This window comes from Actinoplanes rectilineatus, from assembly GCF_000962825.1.
Lineage (GTDB): Bacteria > Actinomycetota > Actinomycetes > Mycobacteriales > Micromonosporaceae > Actinoplanes > Actinoplanes rectilineatus.
The window spans coordinates 22818-37512 of sequence record NZ_JZKF01000045.1; the positions used below are offsets into that span (position 1 = coordinate 22818).

14 protein-coding genes are annotated in these 14695 nt (G+C 70.4%); 5 read left to right on the plus strand and 9 right to left on the minus strand.

Annotation, left to right across the window (positions count from 1 at the left end):
• Nucleotides 1-49: 49 nt before the first annotated feature.
• The gene (locus tag WH85_RS28810) at nt 50-595 is read right to left on the minus strand and encodes an HNH endonuclease (RefSeq protein ID WP_045745167.1); all 546 of its coding nucleotides are present in this window, start codon (nt 593-595) and stop codon (nt 50-52) included.
• A gap of 194 nt (nt 596-789) precedes the next feature.
• On the opposite strand from WH85_RS28810, the gene WH85_RS28815 reads away from it, so the two are divergent.
• From WH85_RS28815 to WH85_RS28830, 4 genes are all read left to right on the plus strand, one after another.
• Complete coding sequence (locus WH85_RS28815; protein WP_483757023.1) at nt 790-1866, plus strand: mechanosensitive ion channel family protein; 1077 nt, start codon at nt 790-792, stop codon at nt 1864-1866.
• A gap of 199 nt (nt 1867-2065) precedes the next feature.
• On the plus strand, nt 2066-3472 hold the full coding sequence (locus WH85_RS28820) for an MFS transporter (RefSeq protein ID WP_245674130.1): 1407 nt from the start codon (nt 2066-2068) through the stop codon (nt 3470-3472).
• A gap of 31 nt (nt 3473-3503) precedes the next feature.
• Entirely contained in the window at nt 3504-3920 is a 417-nt protein-coding gene (locus WH85_RS28825; RefSeq protein ID WP_045745169.1) for a globin, read from the plus strand.
• Nucleotides 3921-4007: 87 nt separating this feature from the next.
• Nucleotides 4008-5279 carry a delta-60 repeat domain-containing protein gene (locus WH85_RS28830; protein ID WP_045745170.1) on the plus strand — a complete coding sequence of 424 codons (1272 nt, stop codon included), beginning with the start codon at nt 4008-4010 and terminating at the stop codon, nt 5277-5279.
• Between the two features lie 215 nt (nt 5280-5494).
• On the opposite strand, the gene WH85_RS28835 is transcribed toward WH85_RS28830, so the two are convergent.
• The 5 genes from WH85_RS28835 to WH85_RS28855 all read right to left on the minus strand — a co-directional run bounded on the left by WH85_RS28835 (nt 5495) and on the right by WH85_RS28855 (nt 9630).
• The gene (locus tag WH85_RS28835) at nt 5495-6073 is read right to left on the minus strand and encodes a type III secretion system chaperone family protein (RefSeq protein ID WP_045745211.1); all 579 of its coding nucleotides are present in this window, start codon (nt 6071-6073) and stop codon (nt 5495-5497) included.
• A 129-nt stretch (nt 6074-6202) separates the two neighbouring features.
• Nucleotides 6203-6862, minus strand: a complete 660-nt coding sequence (locus tag WH85_RS28840; protein WP_045745171.1) for a DUF8185 domain-containing protein — start codon at nt 6860-6862, stop codon at nt 6203-6205.
• Entirely contained in the window at nt 6859-7335 is a 477-nt protein-coding gene (locus WH85_RS28845) for an acyl-CoA thioesterase (protein WP_083449332.1), read from the minus strand. Before WH85_RS28845 ends, WH85_RS28840 begins: the two co-directional genes overlap by 4 nt.
• On the minus strand, nt 7328-9004 hold the full coding sequence (gene ettA, locus WH85_RS28850; RefSeq protein WP_045745172.1) for an energy-dependent translational throttle protein EttA: 1677 nt from the start codon (nt 9002-9004) through the stop codon (nt 7328-7330). Before ettA ends, WH85_RS28845 begins: the two co-directional genes overlap by 8 nt.
• Before the next feature lie 119 nt (nt 9005-9123).
• On the minus strand, nt 9124-9630 hold the full coding sequence (locus tag WH85_RS28855; RefSeq protein WP_245674131.1) for a hypothetical protein: 507 nt from the start codon (nt 9628-9630) through the stop codon (nt 9124-9126).
• 173 nt (nt 9631-9803) lie between these two features.
• Here WH85_RS28855 and WH85_RS28860 point away from each other — a divergent pair, with 173 nt between their 5' ends.
• Nucleotides 9804-11237, plus strand: coding sequence for an alpha,alpha-trehalose-phosphate synthase (UDP-forming) (locus WH85_RS28860; RefSeq protein WP_045745174.1), 1434 nt, complete (start codon nt 9804-9806; stop codon nt 11235-11237).
• Between the two features lie 79 nt (nt 11238-11316).
• Here WH85_RS28860 and cobA read toward each other — a convergent pair whose 3' ends face one another.
• Genes cobA through cobC form a run of 3 tightly spaced genes read right to left on the minus strand, consistent with a single transcriptional unit; the run spans nt 11317 to nt 14682 of the window.
• Nucleotides 11317-12525, minus strand: coding sequence for a uroporphyrinogen-III C-methyltransferase (gene cobA, locus WH85_RS28865; RefSeq protein ID WP_045745175.1), 1209 nt, complete (start codon nt 12523-12525; stop codon nt 11317-11319).
• Between the two features lie 19 nt (nt 12526-12544).
• On the minus strand, nt 12545-13621 hold the full coding sequence (gene cobT, locus WH85_RS28870) for a nicotinate-nucleotide--dimethylbenzimidazole phosphoribosyltransferase (protein WP_045745176.1): 1077 nt from the start codon (nt 13619-13621) through the stop codon (nt 12545-12547).
• A complete protein-coding gene (cobC, locus tag WH85_RS28875) occupies nt 13618-14682 on the minus strand; it encodes an Rv2231c family histidinol phosphate aminotransferase CobC (RefSeq protein ID WP_045745177.1) in 1065 nt (354 codons plus the stop codon). The genes cobT and cobC overlap by 4 nt, the downstream gene beginning before the upstream one ends.
• Nucleotides 14683-14695: the final 13 nt, after the last annotated feature.

Below are 14695 nucleotides of genomic sequence, written 5' to 3' on the forward strand. Positions count from 1 at the left end.
TGTCTCACGCCGAACCGAGCCGTGCCTCACACCGGGGCTGAGTCCCGGCTCACGCCGCCTCGGCCTCCACCGGGGCGGTGGGCAGGTCGAGCCAGTCCTTCCAGCGGGGGTCCGGGGTGCGGTGGCCGAGCACCCGCCAGGCCACACCGCGCGGGGCGGCCGGGGCGGCGTGCAGCCGCCAGCCCAGCTCGGCCGGGGTCTTGTCGCCCTTGCTGTGGTTGCACTTGGCACAGGCGGCCACGACGTTGTCCCAGGCGTGCAGACCGCCGCGGCTGCGCGGGAAGACGTGGTCGATGGTCTCGGCGGAACCCCGGCAGTAAGCACAACGGCCTCCGTCCCGGGCGAAGATCGCTCGGCGAGAGAGGCCGACATGAGTGCGGTACGGCACCTTCACGTACCGGGTGAGGCGGACCACCGACGGGACGGGAAGCGTGTGATGTGCGCTGTGTAAGAGACCGTCACCGTCGGAGACGCACTCGGCCTTGGCGGTCAGCAGCAGGATGGTCGCCCGACGCACCGATACGACGCACAGCGGCTCGTAGGTGGCGTTGAGAACTAACGCGGAAGAGCCCACTGTAGGTCGTATGTCAGGCATCGAGATCACCCTTCGGTGTCAGTTGCTTGTAACCGCTCCCAAATAGCCCATGCGTGTGTGATGTGGGCCTCTCCGACCGAGACCCGTGCGCCAATAGTCCCTGATGGATGACCAAATTGCGAGCACAATCTGTGGCCGGGCGGTAAACGTCTGAGGTCTTCACCCAGCTGGACCCGGTACTTTCTCTCCTCGTGCTGCCATTAGCTCCGTCCCCCGACCCCTCGTTCTCCGTCCCGGATGTCGACCTCACCAAGTCGTGTCAGGCCGACGCCGTCTGCGACTGGCTCCTCGACCAGAACGTCCCGGACTGGATCGCCCAGAGCGGCTACGTCATCGTGGTGAAGCCCTTCCGGGTGCTCGCGATCATCGTGGTCGCGCTGCTGATCCGGTGGGCGCTGCACCGGGGGATCTCCCGCCTGGCGGCCAGCACCTCGCGGGCGGCGATGCCCGCGCTGTTGAAGCCGCTGAAGGAGCGGCCCGACGTGGCGGCCGAGGAGGTGCAGTTCATCCCGGAGCGCCGCCGGCAACGGGCCGAGGCGATCGGGTCGGTGCTGCGCAGCTTCGTCAGCGCGATCGTCTTCACCATGGCCACCCTTCTGGTGCTGGGTGAGTTCGGCTTCAACCTGGCGCCGCTGCTGGCCAGCGCCGGCATCGTCGGCGTGGCGCTCGGTTTCGGCGCGCAGAGCCTGGTGAAGGACCTGATCGCCGGTCTCTTCATGCTTCTGGAGGACCAGTACGGCGTGGGCGACACGGTCGACCTGGGCGAGGCCATCGGTGTGGTGGAGAGCGTCGGCCTGCGGATCACCACGGTCCGCGACGCGCGGGGTGTGCTCTGGTACATCCGCAACGGCGAGATCATCCGGGTCGGCAACAAGAGCCAGGGCTGGGCGATGGTCGTGATCGACATCCCGATCGGCTTCGTCAACTCGGAGGAGGCGATGGTCGTGCTGCGGAGCGCGGCGGCCAAGGTCGCCGAGACGCCCGAGCACCAGACCGAGTTCCTGGAGGCGCCGGACGTGATCGGCGTCGAGCAGATCACCGTGGACGGCGCGGTGGTGCGGACCATCGCGAAGACGACCTCGGACGCGCAGGCGGTCATCCAGCGGGATCTGCGCAAGGCGCTGTCCGACGCGATGGACGCCTCCGGACTGTCCGAACGGATCGCCGCCTCCCGGCTCGCGCCGCGCAGTGCGGTGCCTCCGGCCTGGATGCTGGGCTCCGAAAATTCTTCGCCTTCGATCGACGACCAGGCCACCGGCACGGGCAGTTGACCTGCGCATACGCCAGGAGCTGCGGTTCTGCCCTCCACCGAATGGCCGGTTCTCGACCCAACCACCCTAGCGTCAACTAGGACGATCGGGCAGAATCCGCTACAGCTTCTGTATATGCACGGCACGTTCGCCCGGGTAGCCGTGAGCGTGTCCGGCCCCGCCGACTCCTCGGCGGGGCCGACAGCGATGGAGGGCTCTGGTGGCGAACGACCCCGCACGGCCGCGCGATCCGGCCGAGGTGGTGACTGAAAGCAACCCTAAAGTCACCTACAGTGCCGTCTTTGCGGATCGTGAGTACCGCGCGCTGTTCCTCTCCACCCTGATCAACTGGATCGGCGACTACCTGTCGCGGGCCGCGGTCACCGTCCTGGTCTACCACCAGACCCAGTCCGCCCTGCTCTCCGCCGCCTCGTTCGCGATCGGCTACGTTCCCTGGCTCTTCGGCCCGGTGCTGGCGGCGTTCGCGGAGCGCCACCCGTACCGCCGGGTCATGATCGTCTCCGATCTCAGCCGAATGGTCCTGATCTCGCTGCTGCTCCTGCCGCAGCTGCCGGTCCCGGCGATGCTGCTGATCCTGCTGGTCGCCGGCATGTTCGCGCCGCCCACCCAGGCCGCCCGCTCGGCCCTGCTGCCCACCGTCGTCGGCCGGGAACGGCTCGCGCTGGCCCTGACCATCAGCCAGACCGCATCACAGACCGCCCAGGTCTTCGGGTACCTCGTCGGGGCCACCGTCGCGGTGGCGCTCACCCCGCGGATCGCCCTCGGCGTCGACGTCCTCACCTTCGCGCTCTCCGCCGCACTGATCGCCTTCGGGGTGCGGCACCGGCCCACCACGATGAGCAGCGCCCAGCGCACCCACCTGCTGCACGAGACCGCCGAGGGCTTCCGGCTGGTCTTCGGCCACCCCGTGCTGCGGTCCATCGCCGTCGTGGTGTTCACCATCACCGTCTTCGCGATCGTCCCGGAGGGACTGGCCGCCGCCTGGGCCGCGGACATCACCACCGACCCGGAGACCCGCGGCCTCGGCCAGGGCCTGATCATGGCGGCCGGGCCGGTCGGCTTCATCATCGGCGGCACCGTGTTCAACCGGATCGTCCCGGCGGAACGGCGGGCCCGGCTCATCCCGGTCCTCGCGGTCCTCCCGCCGTTGCTGCTGGTGCCCAGCCTGCTCGCCCCGGCCGCCCCCGCCGCCGCGCTGATGGTGCTCTCCGGCGGCCTGGTCCAGGGCGCGCTCACCCCCACCCTGAACGCGGTCTTCGTGCTGGCCCTGCCGCACGGCTTCCGGGCCCGCGCGTTCGGCGTGATGAGCAGCGGCATCCAGATCAGCCAGCTGGCCGCGGTCCTCACCACCGGCAGCCTGGCCGAACACTTCCGGGTCCCGATGGTGGTCGGCCTGTGGAGCGCCGGCGGTGCGGTCGCCATGCTGTTCCTGGCGTTCTTCTGGCCCGCTCCGGCGGCCTTCGCCCGGGCCACCGCCGACGCCGCGGCCACCATGCCCGACGAGGAGAAACCGGCCGCCCCGCCGGTCCGGCAACCCGGCCCCGCCGACGCGGACACCGGCTCCGGCACGATCCCGACGACGAGCGTCACACCGGAGCGGTCCTAGCCCCGCGGAACGACCCTGGCAGGATGGAACGGTGAGCGAACCCGTACCGGACGAGGCCACGACCTTCTTCACCGCTGTCGGCGGCGAGCCCACCTTCCGGCGACTCGTGGACAGGTTCTACGAAGGCGTCGCGGAGGACCCGCTGCTCCGGCCGATGTACCCCGAGGAGGACCTGGAGCCCGCCGCCGACCGGCTCACGCTCTTCCTGATGCAGTACTGGGGCGGCCCCAACACGTACTCCGCCAGCCGCGGCCACCCCCGGCTGCGCATGCGGCACGCGCCGTTCCGGGTCGACCCGGCCGCCCGTGACGCCTGGCTGCACCACATGCGGGTCGCCGTCGACTCGCTGGAGCTGTCACCGCAGCTGCACACGATGCTCTGGGACTACCTGGAGCGCGCGGCGTACTTCATGGTGAACACGATGGATCCGGCGGAGCCCGCGCACTGATCGTGTCGCGCCCGCCGGTGGCTCGTTGATCGGGTTGACAATCAGCGATCGTCCCGGAGACGTCGCTCGAACCCGGGAGCCCGCCGCATGCGCCGTCGCCTGCTCGCCGCCGTCGTGGCCACCACGGCCGTCGCCGCCCCGGCGGTGATCGCCGCGCCACCGGCCGTCGCGGACCTCGCCCACACCGCGGTCGTCTCCGCCGACCCCGTCGACTGGACACCGCACGTGCTCGACGGCACGGTCTGGTCCCTGGCCCTGGTCGGGGACACCGTGGTGGTCGGGGGCGCCTTCACCAAGGTGGCCGACAGCCGGCGTCGCCAGACGTACGCCCGGAAGAACATCTTCGCGTTCGGCCTGCGCGACGGGCAGATCCGCACCTTCGCCCCGCAGGTGGACGGCGCGGTGTACTCGCTCGCCGCCGGCGCCGACCACACGGTGTACGTGGGTGGGGCGTTCAAGCAGGTCAACGGCGCAGCCCAGCGGGGACTGGCCCGGCTCGCGGTGAGCAGTGGGGAGCGGCTCGGATCGTTCGGCGCCCGGATCAACTGGGGCGACGTGCGTGCCCTGGCCGCCCGGGACGGTCAGGTCTACGCCGGCGGGACGTTCTCCGCGATCAACGGGGTGAACCGGGTCGGTCTGGCCCGAGTGGACGCCGGCAGCGGCGCGGTCGACCGGGACTTCGACGCCCGGCTCGCCGGCCCCGGCCTCAAACGGACCCGGGTCGAGCACTTCGACATCTCGCCCGACGGTCGCAAACTGGTCGCGGTCGGTGCGTTCCTGCGGGCGGGGGCCTACGAGCGTACGCAGATCGCCGCCTTCGATCTGGGCGGCGCGGGAGCGGCGCTGTCCGACTGGTACACCGATGCCTACCGGCCGGCCTGCATGAAGGGCTTCGACACGTACCTGCGGCAGGTGAAGTTCTCGCCGGACGGGTCGTACTTCGTGGTGGCCGCGACCGGACGGGCCTCGTCGGCGCAGACCCTGTGCGACTCGGCGGCCCGGTTCGAGGCCCGCAGCCCCGGGCGGCACGTCCCGACCTGGGTGCAGCGCACCGGCGGCGACTCGTTGTACGCCGTCGCGATCACCGGCCCGGCTGTCTATCTCGGCGGGCACCAGCGCTGGTTCGACAACCCGTACGGCACGGACGGCAGTGGCCCCGGCCCGGGCGCGGTCTCGCGTCCCGGGATCGGCGCCGTCAACCCGTACACCGGAAGGGCTCTGGCCTGGAACCCCACCCGCTCGCGCGGTGTCGGCGTCCGCGCCTTCCTGTCCGTGCCCGGTGGCCTGCTCGTGGGTTCCGACACCGACCAGCTGGGCCGCGAGTACCACGGCCGCATCGGCCTGTTCCCCAACCCCTGAACCATAAAAAGCACATACCGGCTGCCCACCCACCCGGGTCCGGGATGGCCGCGACCAAAGTCGCGTAGCGCCGCTGGTGACGAGAGCCCGAAAAACAACTAGGCGAAGCCGTCGGTTGTTTTTCGGGCTCTCGTCACCAGCTCAGAGGCGCGAAGCCGGCGAGCGGCAGCGAAGCCCAGCAAGCAACAGCCCTCAGCCACCCACCAAAAACCCGCCTACAGAAGAGCACCCTCGTCGTGTAGCCAGTCGACGAAAGAGGTCGCCACCGCCGCCCCGCAGTCCAGAAGCTCCACCAGCAGCGTGTCGTGAACCCCGGCTGCCAGCGGCACCTGCAGTTCGGCGTATATCGGCAGTTGACCCCGCTCGGTGGGGTCGCCGACGTAGGCCTTGCAGAAGCGTCTCGTGTGATTCCACTCGTTGACCACGCGATACGCGCGATCGGCCCAGTCGGGCGGGACCGTCGCGTGTGGGCGGGCCCGCATCACGAGGATCTCGTCGTCGGGCCCCTCGAGGGTGAACAGCACGGCGTGCCGTTCCCACATCGCCAGGAGGCTGCCGCCCCCGTCGGCGAGGAACCGGATGTCGAGTAGGTCGAGCGCCTTGCCGATGCGCGTGAGCGCGACAGGCGTGACCGCATCGGATCCACTCGTGGACAGTTCGGACGGAACTCCGGACCGGGCCGGCTCGCGCTGTGCCGGGACGCCGACGCGGACGGGGTTCTGCACCGCAACCTCGCCACCGGCAGTCGGCTCGTTACCCGCGGCCGATCCCGGACGCCATGACCACCACGGCATCGTGTGCACCTCACTCCCCAACAGACCCACTGCCGGACGTAGCAGTGGATCCGAGGGCCGACGGTACCCGTACCGTTCCTGAAGGTCATCCCCCCAACGGGAGGGCGGGACCGGAAGGACGATGAGACGTCACCCTTTCGGGTGAGACACCATCGGCATAACGGTCAATTTATGAACGCTCTGTCGCCAAGCTACTCCATATGGTGCAGAAATTCCCACCCAACTAACCGCGACCCGAACTCGCGCCTCAGCCGGCTCCGAACCCCGCGGACCCAGAAAACCCATCCGGGCGACTGCCTGGACGAGCCTCTGGGACACCTCGACCGGGCTACCGGAGTCGGGAGTGACGACCAGAGCGACATGGTCGAGAAGGGCGTCGCGGACCGCTCGCTGACCCACCGCGCGACCGGACACGCCGCCCGCGGAGATCTCCCGGAGGGTGCCGGCGGCGGCGGTGGCGAGCCGGGCGAGTTCGGCACCGGCGACCGATTCCACCGCTTGACTGGCGGCCGGCGGAAGCGCCCAGCGCCACTGGGTGTCCCGCCGCTCCGGCAGCCGGTCGCCGCCGGCCGCGAGCACCGCGAGCAGATCGGACGCGGAGACGGTGGCGTCACCCGGACCGGCGCCGGCCACCTCGCGGGTGACCAGCACGTCCCAGGGCAGATGGGCCCAGAGAGCGGTCCGGCCGCCGGTCGAGCGCAGCCGGACCGGGGCGGACGGGTCCAGGCGGGTCAGACGGGCCAGGAACGCGCCTGCGTCAGGAACCCCGAGCAGGCCGTGCCCTGTCATGACCCGCCGCCCGGAATGACGCCACCCGGAGTGGCACCGCCGGGTGCGGAAGAGGCCGACCGCGAACCGCCTGCCGTGTACGGCCTCAGGAAGTCGCGCTCCTCCGGCGTGAGCCGCCGCGGGTGGCCCTTGGCCAGGTCGTACGGCACGCAGACCGTTTTCGCCCGGCTGGCCAGCACCCCGTCGTCGTACAACTCGTAGGAGACGGTGAACGCGGCCGCCCGCAGCTCGGACACCCACGACTCGATGCGCACCGGGTCGCCGAAGTCGACCGGCCGCAGGTAGTCGATCTCGTGCCGGGCGATCACGATGCCGTCGGAGAACGTGACGAGACCGGACTCCTTGGCCGCGGTGAACACCATCGCCACGCGCGCCTCCTCGTAGAGGGTGAGGAAGCGCGCGTTGTTGACGTGCCCGTACGCGTCCATGTCGGACCAGCGCACCGGCACGTCGTAGATGAAACGATCAGTCACGGGTCAGCTTGCGGTACGTGACCCGGTGCGGCCGGGCCGCCTCGGCGCCGAGACGGTCGATCTTGTTCTTCTCGTACGCGTCGAAGTTGCCCTCGAACCAGAACCACTTGTCCGGGTCCTCCTCGGTGCCCTCCCACGCCAGCATGTGCGTGGCGACCCGGTCGAGGAACATCCGGTCGTGGGAGATGACCACGGCACAGCCGGGGAACTCGAGCAGCGCGTTCTCCAGGCTGCCGAGGGTCTCGACGTCCAGGTCGTTCGTCGGCTCGTCGAGCAGGATCACGTTGCCGCCGATCTTCAGCGTCATCGCGAGGTTGAGCCGGTTGCGCTCGCCACCGGACAGCACCTTGGTCGGTTTCTGCTGGTCCGGGCCCTTGAAGCCGAAGGCCGCGACGTACGCCCGGGACGGCATCTCGACCTTGCCGACCATCATGTGGTCGAGACCGTCGGAGACGACCTCCCACACGGTCTTGGTGGGGTCGAGGCCGGCACGGCTCTGGTCGACGTAGGACAGCTTGACCGTCTCGCCGACCCGCACCGAGCCCTCGTCCGGCTGCTCCAGCCCGACGATGGTCTTGAACAGCGTGGTCTTGCCGACGCCGTTCGGGCCGATGATGCCGACGATGCCGTTACGCGGCAGCGAGAACGACAGGTGATCGATGAGCGTGCGCCCGTCGAAGCCCTTGACCAGCTCGTTGGCCTCGATGACGGTGTTGCCCAGACGCGGGCCCGGCGGGATCTGGATCTCCTCGAAGTCCAGTTTCCGGGTCTTCTCCGCCTCGGCGGCCATCTCCTCGTACCGGTCGAGCCGGGACTTGCTCTTGGTCTGGCGGGCCTTGGCGTTGGACCGCACCCACTCGAGCTCCTCGGAGAGGCGCTTCTTCATCTTGGCGTCCTTGCGGCCTTCGACGGCCAGACGCGCGGCCTTCTTCTCCAGGTAGGTGGAGTAGTTGCCCTCGTAGCCGATGGCCCGGCCGCGGTCCAGCTCGAGGATCCAGCCGGCCACGTTGTCCAGGAAGTACCGGTCGTGGGTGATCGCCAGAACGGTTCCCGCGTACTTGGCCAGATGCTGCTCCAGCCAGCTGACGCTCTCCGCGTCCAGGTGGTTGGTGGGCTCGTCGAGCAGGAGCAGGTCGGGCGCCTCGAGCAGCAGCTTGCAGAGGGCGACCCGGCGGCGCTCACCACCGGAGAGCTGGGTGACGTCGGCGTCCGGCGGCGGGCAGCGCAGCGCGTCCATCGCCAGCTCGAGCTTGGAGTCGACGTCCCAGGCGTCGAGGTGGTCGAGCTCCTCCTGGAGCTTGCCCATCTCGTCCATCAGTTCGTCGGTGTAGTCGGTGGCCATCTGCTCGGCGATCGCGTTGAACCGCTCCAGCTTGGCCTTGGTCTCCGCGACCGCTTCCTCGATGTTGCCGAGGACGGTCTTCTCCTCGTTGAGGGGAGGCTCCTGCGCGAGCATGCCGACGGTGTGGCCGGGCATGAGCTTGGCCTCGCCGTTGCTCGGCATGTCGAGGCCGGCCATGATCTTGAGCAGGCTGGACTTACCCGCGCCGTTGGGGCCGACCACACCGATCTTGGCGCCTGGCAGGAAGCTCAGCGTCACATTGTCGAGCACGACCTTGTCGCCGTGCGCCTTGCGCGCCTTTTCCAGGACGTAGATATATTGGGCCACGGTGTGCCCTACCTCCGAGATCGTGGGTTGTCGGTGCCGATAATCAAAGGACAATCTTTCCAGGTGCCGACACCGCTGCGAACGACAACCCCGGGCGGCCCGCCGGGATTCCCCCGTGCTCAGCTCACGACCACCCGTTGTTCCTCCTGTCGGCCGTCGGTGTAGGAGATCAGCAGACGTTGCGAGTCGACCGTGAAGAGGTTGCCGTCCCAGGCCCGCGCGACGTACCCGGAGCCGACGGGCTGCACGTCATCGAGGAAGAGCGCGGTCTTGCCCTCCACCCACGGCGCACCGGCACCGCCCTTGTTCGCGTGGTAGAAGAACCGCCCGGCCTCGTCCTCACAGATCCAGATCTCGGTCCGCTTGGCCGTCGTCACGTGCAGCACCTCGCGCAGCACCCCGGTGCCACCCTGCTCGGCCCCGACCGACTGGGTCTGCTCCGGGCACGGGTCACCGTCGACCACGACGTAATCGGAGTCCGCGGTGTTCGCCACATTCCGACTGTTTCGGTGCTGACTGAGCAGATACCCGCCGATCATCCCGATGATCGTCAGCAGCACCGTGGCGATCACCACAGGGAAGAACAACGGCCGCCGCTGCTGGGAATGATCATCGTCGGGAGTCACCGGCTCAGGATGGCACCCGACCCCCAGGTGGTCCATCCACCCGGATCAGCGACGTGGGAAAGCGGCACGAAACCACGACACAGAAGCGTCGCGATCCGGAGCGGGTGAACCGCGGCAGCTTACGCACAGTAGGCTCACCTTGGGAACAGAAACCACTCGGAGGTGTACTCAGCGTGGCCCAACGAAGTTCCTTCGTCGTCGTTGCCAACCGTCTGCCCGTGGACGAGGTGACCACGCCGGACGGCGAGAAGCAGTGGCGCCCCAGTCCAGGCGGCCTGGTCACCGCCCTGCACCCGGTGCTGACCGAACACCAGGGCACGTGGATCGGGTGGGCCGGCGGAACCGGTCCGGCACCCGAACCGTTCGAGCTCGAGGGCATCCACATCCATCCCGTTCCGCTCAGCGATGACGAGCTGGAGCGCTACTACGAGGGCCAGTCGAACGCGACCATCTGGCCGCTCTACCACGACGCCGTCGAGACGCCGGTCTACAAACGGCGCTGGCGGGAGACCTACCGGGTGGTCAACCAGCGGTTCGCCGAGGCCGCGGCCGAGGTGGCCGCCGAGGGCGCCACCGTCTGGGTGCAGGACTACCAGCTGCAGCTGGTGCCGGCCATCCTCCGGGAGATGCGCCCGGACCTGCGGATCGGGTTCTTCCTGCACATCCCGTTCCCGCCGATCGAGCTGTTCATGCAGATGCCGTTCCGTGCGGAGATCCTGCGCGGTCTGCTCGGCGCCGACCTGGTCGGTTTCCAGCAGCGGCTGGCGGCGCAGAACTTCGTCCGGCTCGCCCGGCACCTCCTGGGCCTGCGCTACGAAGGCCAGTCGATCAAGGTGGACGGGCGCAGCGTCAAGGCCGGTGCGTTCCCGATCAGCATCGACACCAAGGACATGGAACGCCTGGCCGCCACGCCGGAGGTGCAGGCCCGGGCCAAGCAGATCCGTGCCGAGCTGGGCGATCCGAAGACGGTCATCCTCGGTGTCGACCGTCTCGACTACACCAAGGGCATCGAGCTGCGCCTCAAGGCGTTCCGCGAGCTGCTCGCCGACGGCAAGCTCAACGTCGGCGACGCGGTGATGATCCAGGTGGCGACGCCGAGCCGGGAACGGGTCGAGCACTACCAGACGCTGCGGGTGAAGGTCGAGCGCGAGGTCGGCCGGATCAACGGCGAGTTCGGCAAGGTCGGCACGCCGGCGGTGCACTACCTGCACCAGTCGGTCAGCAAGCAGGAACTCGCCGCCATGTACGCGGCGGCCGACGTCATGATGGTGACGCCGCTGCGCGACGGCATGAACCTGGTCGCCAAGGAGTACATCGCCTGCCGCGGTGACACCGGCGGCGCCCTGGTGCTCAGCGAGTTCGCCGGTGCGGCGACCGAGCTGCGCCAGGCGTTCCTGTGCAACCCGCACGACCCGGACGGCGTGAAGGACGCGCTGCTGCGGGCCGTCGGGACCGAACAGCCCGAGCTCAAGCGCCGGATGCGCGTCATGCAGCGGCACCTGCGCACGCACGACGTGGCCCGGTGGGCGCGCACCTTCCTCGACGAACTCAACGTCGAGGACACCGAGTCCGCCGAGTCCGACAAGGTGGACGAGATCACCGCTTGAAGATCCGGGATCAGGCGCCGGGCCGTCTCCGGTCCGGCGCCTTTCCGGGTACGCGGTGAAGCACGCCCGCGGTCGCGCCTCAGCCGATCGCGGAACTGATCTCGTCGGCCACCGTCACGACCTCGCCGATCACCACCACCGCCGGCGGGCGGATCCCGGCCTTCGCCACCTCGTCCGCGACCTCGCCGAGCGTGCTGCGCAGCGACCGCTGATGCGAGGTGGACCCCTCCTGCACCACCGCAACCGGGGTGCCCGCCGCCCGGCCCTCGGCGATCAGCCGTGCCGCGATGAACGGCAGGTTCTTCAGCCCCATCAGCACGACCAGGGTGCCGCGCAGCCGGGCCAGGGCGGCCCAGTCGACCAGCGAGTCCGGGTGCTCCGGTGGGATGTGCCCGCTGACCACCGTGAACTCGTGCGCCACCCCGCGGTGGGTGACCGGGACGCCGGCCAGCGCGGGCGCCGCGATCGAGCTGGTCACACCCGGTACGACCCGGACCGGGACGCCCGCCTTCGCGCAGGCCTGGGCCTCCTCGCCGCCACGGCCGAAGACGAAGTTGTCGCCGCCCTTGAGCCGGACCACGAACTTGCCCTGCGCCGCCCGGTCGACCAGGATCCGGTTGATCTCCTCCTGGGCGGCCGACGGCCCGTACGGGATCTTGGCAGCGTCGATCAGTTCGACCTCGGGACGCAGCTCGCCGAGGAGCATGCCGGGCACCAGACGGTCGGCGACCACCACGTCCGCGGCGGCCAGCAGCCGCCGGCCCTTCACCGTGATCAGCTCGGGGTCGCCGGGGCCGGCGCCGACCAGGGCCACGCCACTGAGTTCCGGAACGACCGGCGGGGCCGCCTCCAGAGCGTGCGCGACCAGGTCACGGACGGCCATCGCCCGGCGCCGGTCGCCGCCGTCGGTCACCGCCACGGTCACCTGGCCGTGCCGGGTGACGGCCGGCGTCCAGGCCGTGGCGGCGTCACGGTCGTCCGCGCGTACGCAGAACACGGTCTGAGCCTCCGCCGCCGCACTCACCTCGGCGGCAGCGGTGGGGTCGTCGATCGCGACGTGCACCAGCCACGCGCCCGCGACGTCCGCCGGCTCGAACCGGCGCGGCGTCCAGACCGCCCGACCGGCATCGACGTGCGCCTGCAGCGCCGGCGTCAGGACGGGCGCGACGATCTCGACCTTCGCCCCGGCCTCGATCAGCGCGGGGACCCGGCGGGTGGCGACCGATCCGCCGCCGACCACCAGGACGCGCCGATCGGCCAGCCGCAGGGCCATCGGGTACATGCTCATCTTTCGGACACTCCCGCTCTCATTTCTCCGACACCCCGGCCGCCTTCTCCGACACCCCGGCCGCGTCGAACGTCGCCACCTCGTGCATGACCCGCACCGCGGCCGCGACGATCGGCAGGGCCAGCACCGCGCCGCTGCCCTCGCCGAGGCGCATGCCCAGGTCGAGCAGGGGCTCCAGGCCCAGGTGGGCGAGGGCGACACCGGCGCCCGGCTCGGCCGACCGGTGCCCGGCGACCATGGCGGCCACCGCGTCCGGCGCGAACGCGGCCGCGACCACGGCGGCCGACGCCGCGATCACCCCGTCGATGATGACCGGTACCCGGTTCGCCGCCGCACCCAGGATGAACCCGGTCAGCGCCGCATGCTCCAGACCACCGACCGAGGCCAACGCACCCAGCGGGTCGGCCGGGTCCGGCCGGTGCCGCTCCAGCGCGGCGTCCACGATCGCGATCTTGCGGGCCAGCGTCTCGTCGTCGATGCCGGTGCCCCGGCCGGTCGCCGCACCCGCCGACGTGCCGGTGAAGACCGCGATCAGAGCCGCCGCCGGCGTGGTGTTGGCGATGCCCATGTCCCCGGTGAGCAGCGCTTTCGCACCCTGCGCGACGAGCGTGCCGGCGACCTGGACGCCGATCTCGACGGCGGCCAGCGCCTCCTCGCGGGTCAGCGCGGGCTCGACGGTCATGTCCCGGGTGCCCCGGCGCACATTGGCGTCCAGCAGGGTGGCGCCGCCGTGCAGCGGGATCGCCACCCCGACGTCGATCACCATGACGTCCGCGCCGTTCTGCCGGGCGAACGCGTTGACCACCGCGCCACCGGCCACGAAGTTCGCCACCATCTGCGCGGTGACCTCCTGCGGCCAGGGCGAGACGCCCTGCGCGTGTACGCCGTGGTCACCGGCGAAGACCGCGACGGTGGCCGGGGTGGGAAGCGGTGGCGGGCAGACGCCGGCCAGACCGGCGAGCCGCACCGACAACTCCTCCAGCGCGCCCAGCGAACCGGCCGGCTTGGTCAGCCGGGCCTGCAGGTCACGGGCGGCGGCCACGGCACGCTCGTCGGCCGGGCGGATGGCGGCCAGAGTGGTCTCCAGCGAGGTCACGATCGCTCCTCAAGCACAGCTGTCAACGTGTGGACGAATCCGTCCGTGGTGGCAGTGTCGCGCACGGCGATCCGGAGCCACTGCGGGCCCAGGCCCGGGAAGGTGTCGCCGCGACGCACCGCGTAGCCACGTTCGCGCAGCTCACGGCGTACGACATCGGCTTCTGGAAGTTGAATTGTCACGAATGCACTGGCCGGCTCACCGGCGATGGTGACGCTCGGCACGTGCCGCAGTCGTTCCACCAGATGGTCGCGCTCGGCCGCCATCTCCGCGGCGATCCGGCGCTCGGCGGCGACCGCGACCGGCGAGGCGCAGGCGATCGCGGCGGCCAGCGCCGGGGTGGAGACCGCCCAGAGCGGCTGCACGGCGGCGAACCGCGGCACCAGGTCGGCCGGCGCGAGCAGATAGCCGATCCGCAGGCCGGCCAGCCCCCAGGTCTTGGTGAGGCTGCGCAGCACCACCAGGCCGGGCAGGTCACGGCGGCCGGCCAGCGACTCCGGCTCACCGGCCACGCCCGGCCGCCAGGTGGTGTCGGCGAACGCCTCGTCGACCACCAGCACCCGGCCCGGCCGGGCCAGTTTCGCCACGTCGGCGGCCGGGTGCAGCACCGAGGTCGGATTGGTCGGATTGCCCACGAAGACCAGGTCGGCGTCGGCCGGGACCAGACCGGGGTCGAGCCGGAACCCGTCCTCCGCACGGAGCAGCACCCGCTCGACCCGGTGACCGGCATTGATCAGCGCCGCCTCCGGTTCGGTGAACTGCGGATGCACCACGACCGGGCGGCGGGCGCCGCGCAGCGCCTGGGCGAGCAGCACGAAGGCCTGGGCAGCGCCGGCGGTCAGCAGCACCTCGCCCGGCTCACGGTGGTGCCGGGCGGCTACCGCCGCTGTCGCGGCAGAGTTCTCCGGGTACGCGGAGAGCCGGTCCAGTGATGCGGCGATCGGTTGTGCCAGCCAACCGGGCATCGCCTGGTGGCGCACGTTGACCGCGAGATCGATCAGGCCCGCGCCCACCTCCGCGTCGCCGTGATGATCAAGGTCGAACGTCATGGTGATCAGCATGCCGGACGTTCCT

Coding starts and splice junctions, on each gene's coding strand:
- WH85_RS28810 (WP_045745167.1), bottom strand. CDS start 595: ATGCCTGACATACGACCTACAGTGGGCTCTTCCGCGTTAGTTCTCAAC.
- WH85_RS28830 (WP_045745170.1), top strand. CDS start 4,008: ATGCGCCGTCGCCTGCTCGCCGCCGTCGTGGCCACCACGGCCGTCGCC.
- WH85_RS28835 (WP_045745211.1), bottom strand. CDS start 6,073: ATGCCGTGGTGGTCATGGCGTCCGGGATCGGCCGCGGGTAACGAGCCG.
- WH85_RS28840 (WP_045745171.1), bottom strand. CDS start 6,862: ATGACAGGGCACGGCCTGCTCGGGGTTCCTGACGCAGGCGCGTTCCTG.
- cobA (WP_045745175.1), bottom strand. CDS start 12,525: ATGAGCATGTACCCGATGGCCCTGCGGCTGGCCGATCGGCGCGTCCTG.
- cobC (WP_045745177.1), bottom strand. CDS start 14,682: ATGCTGATCACCATGACGTTCGACCTTGATCATCACGGCGACGCGGAG.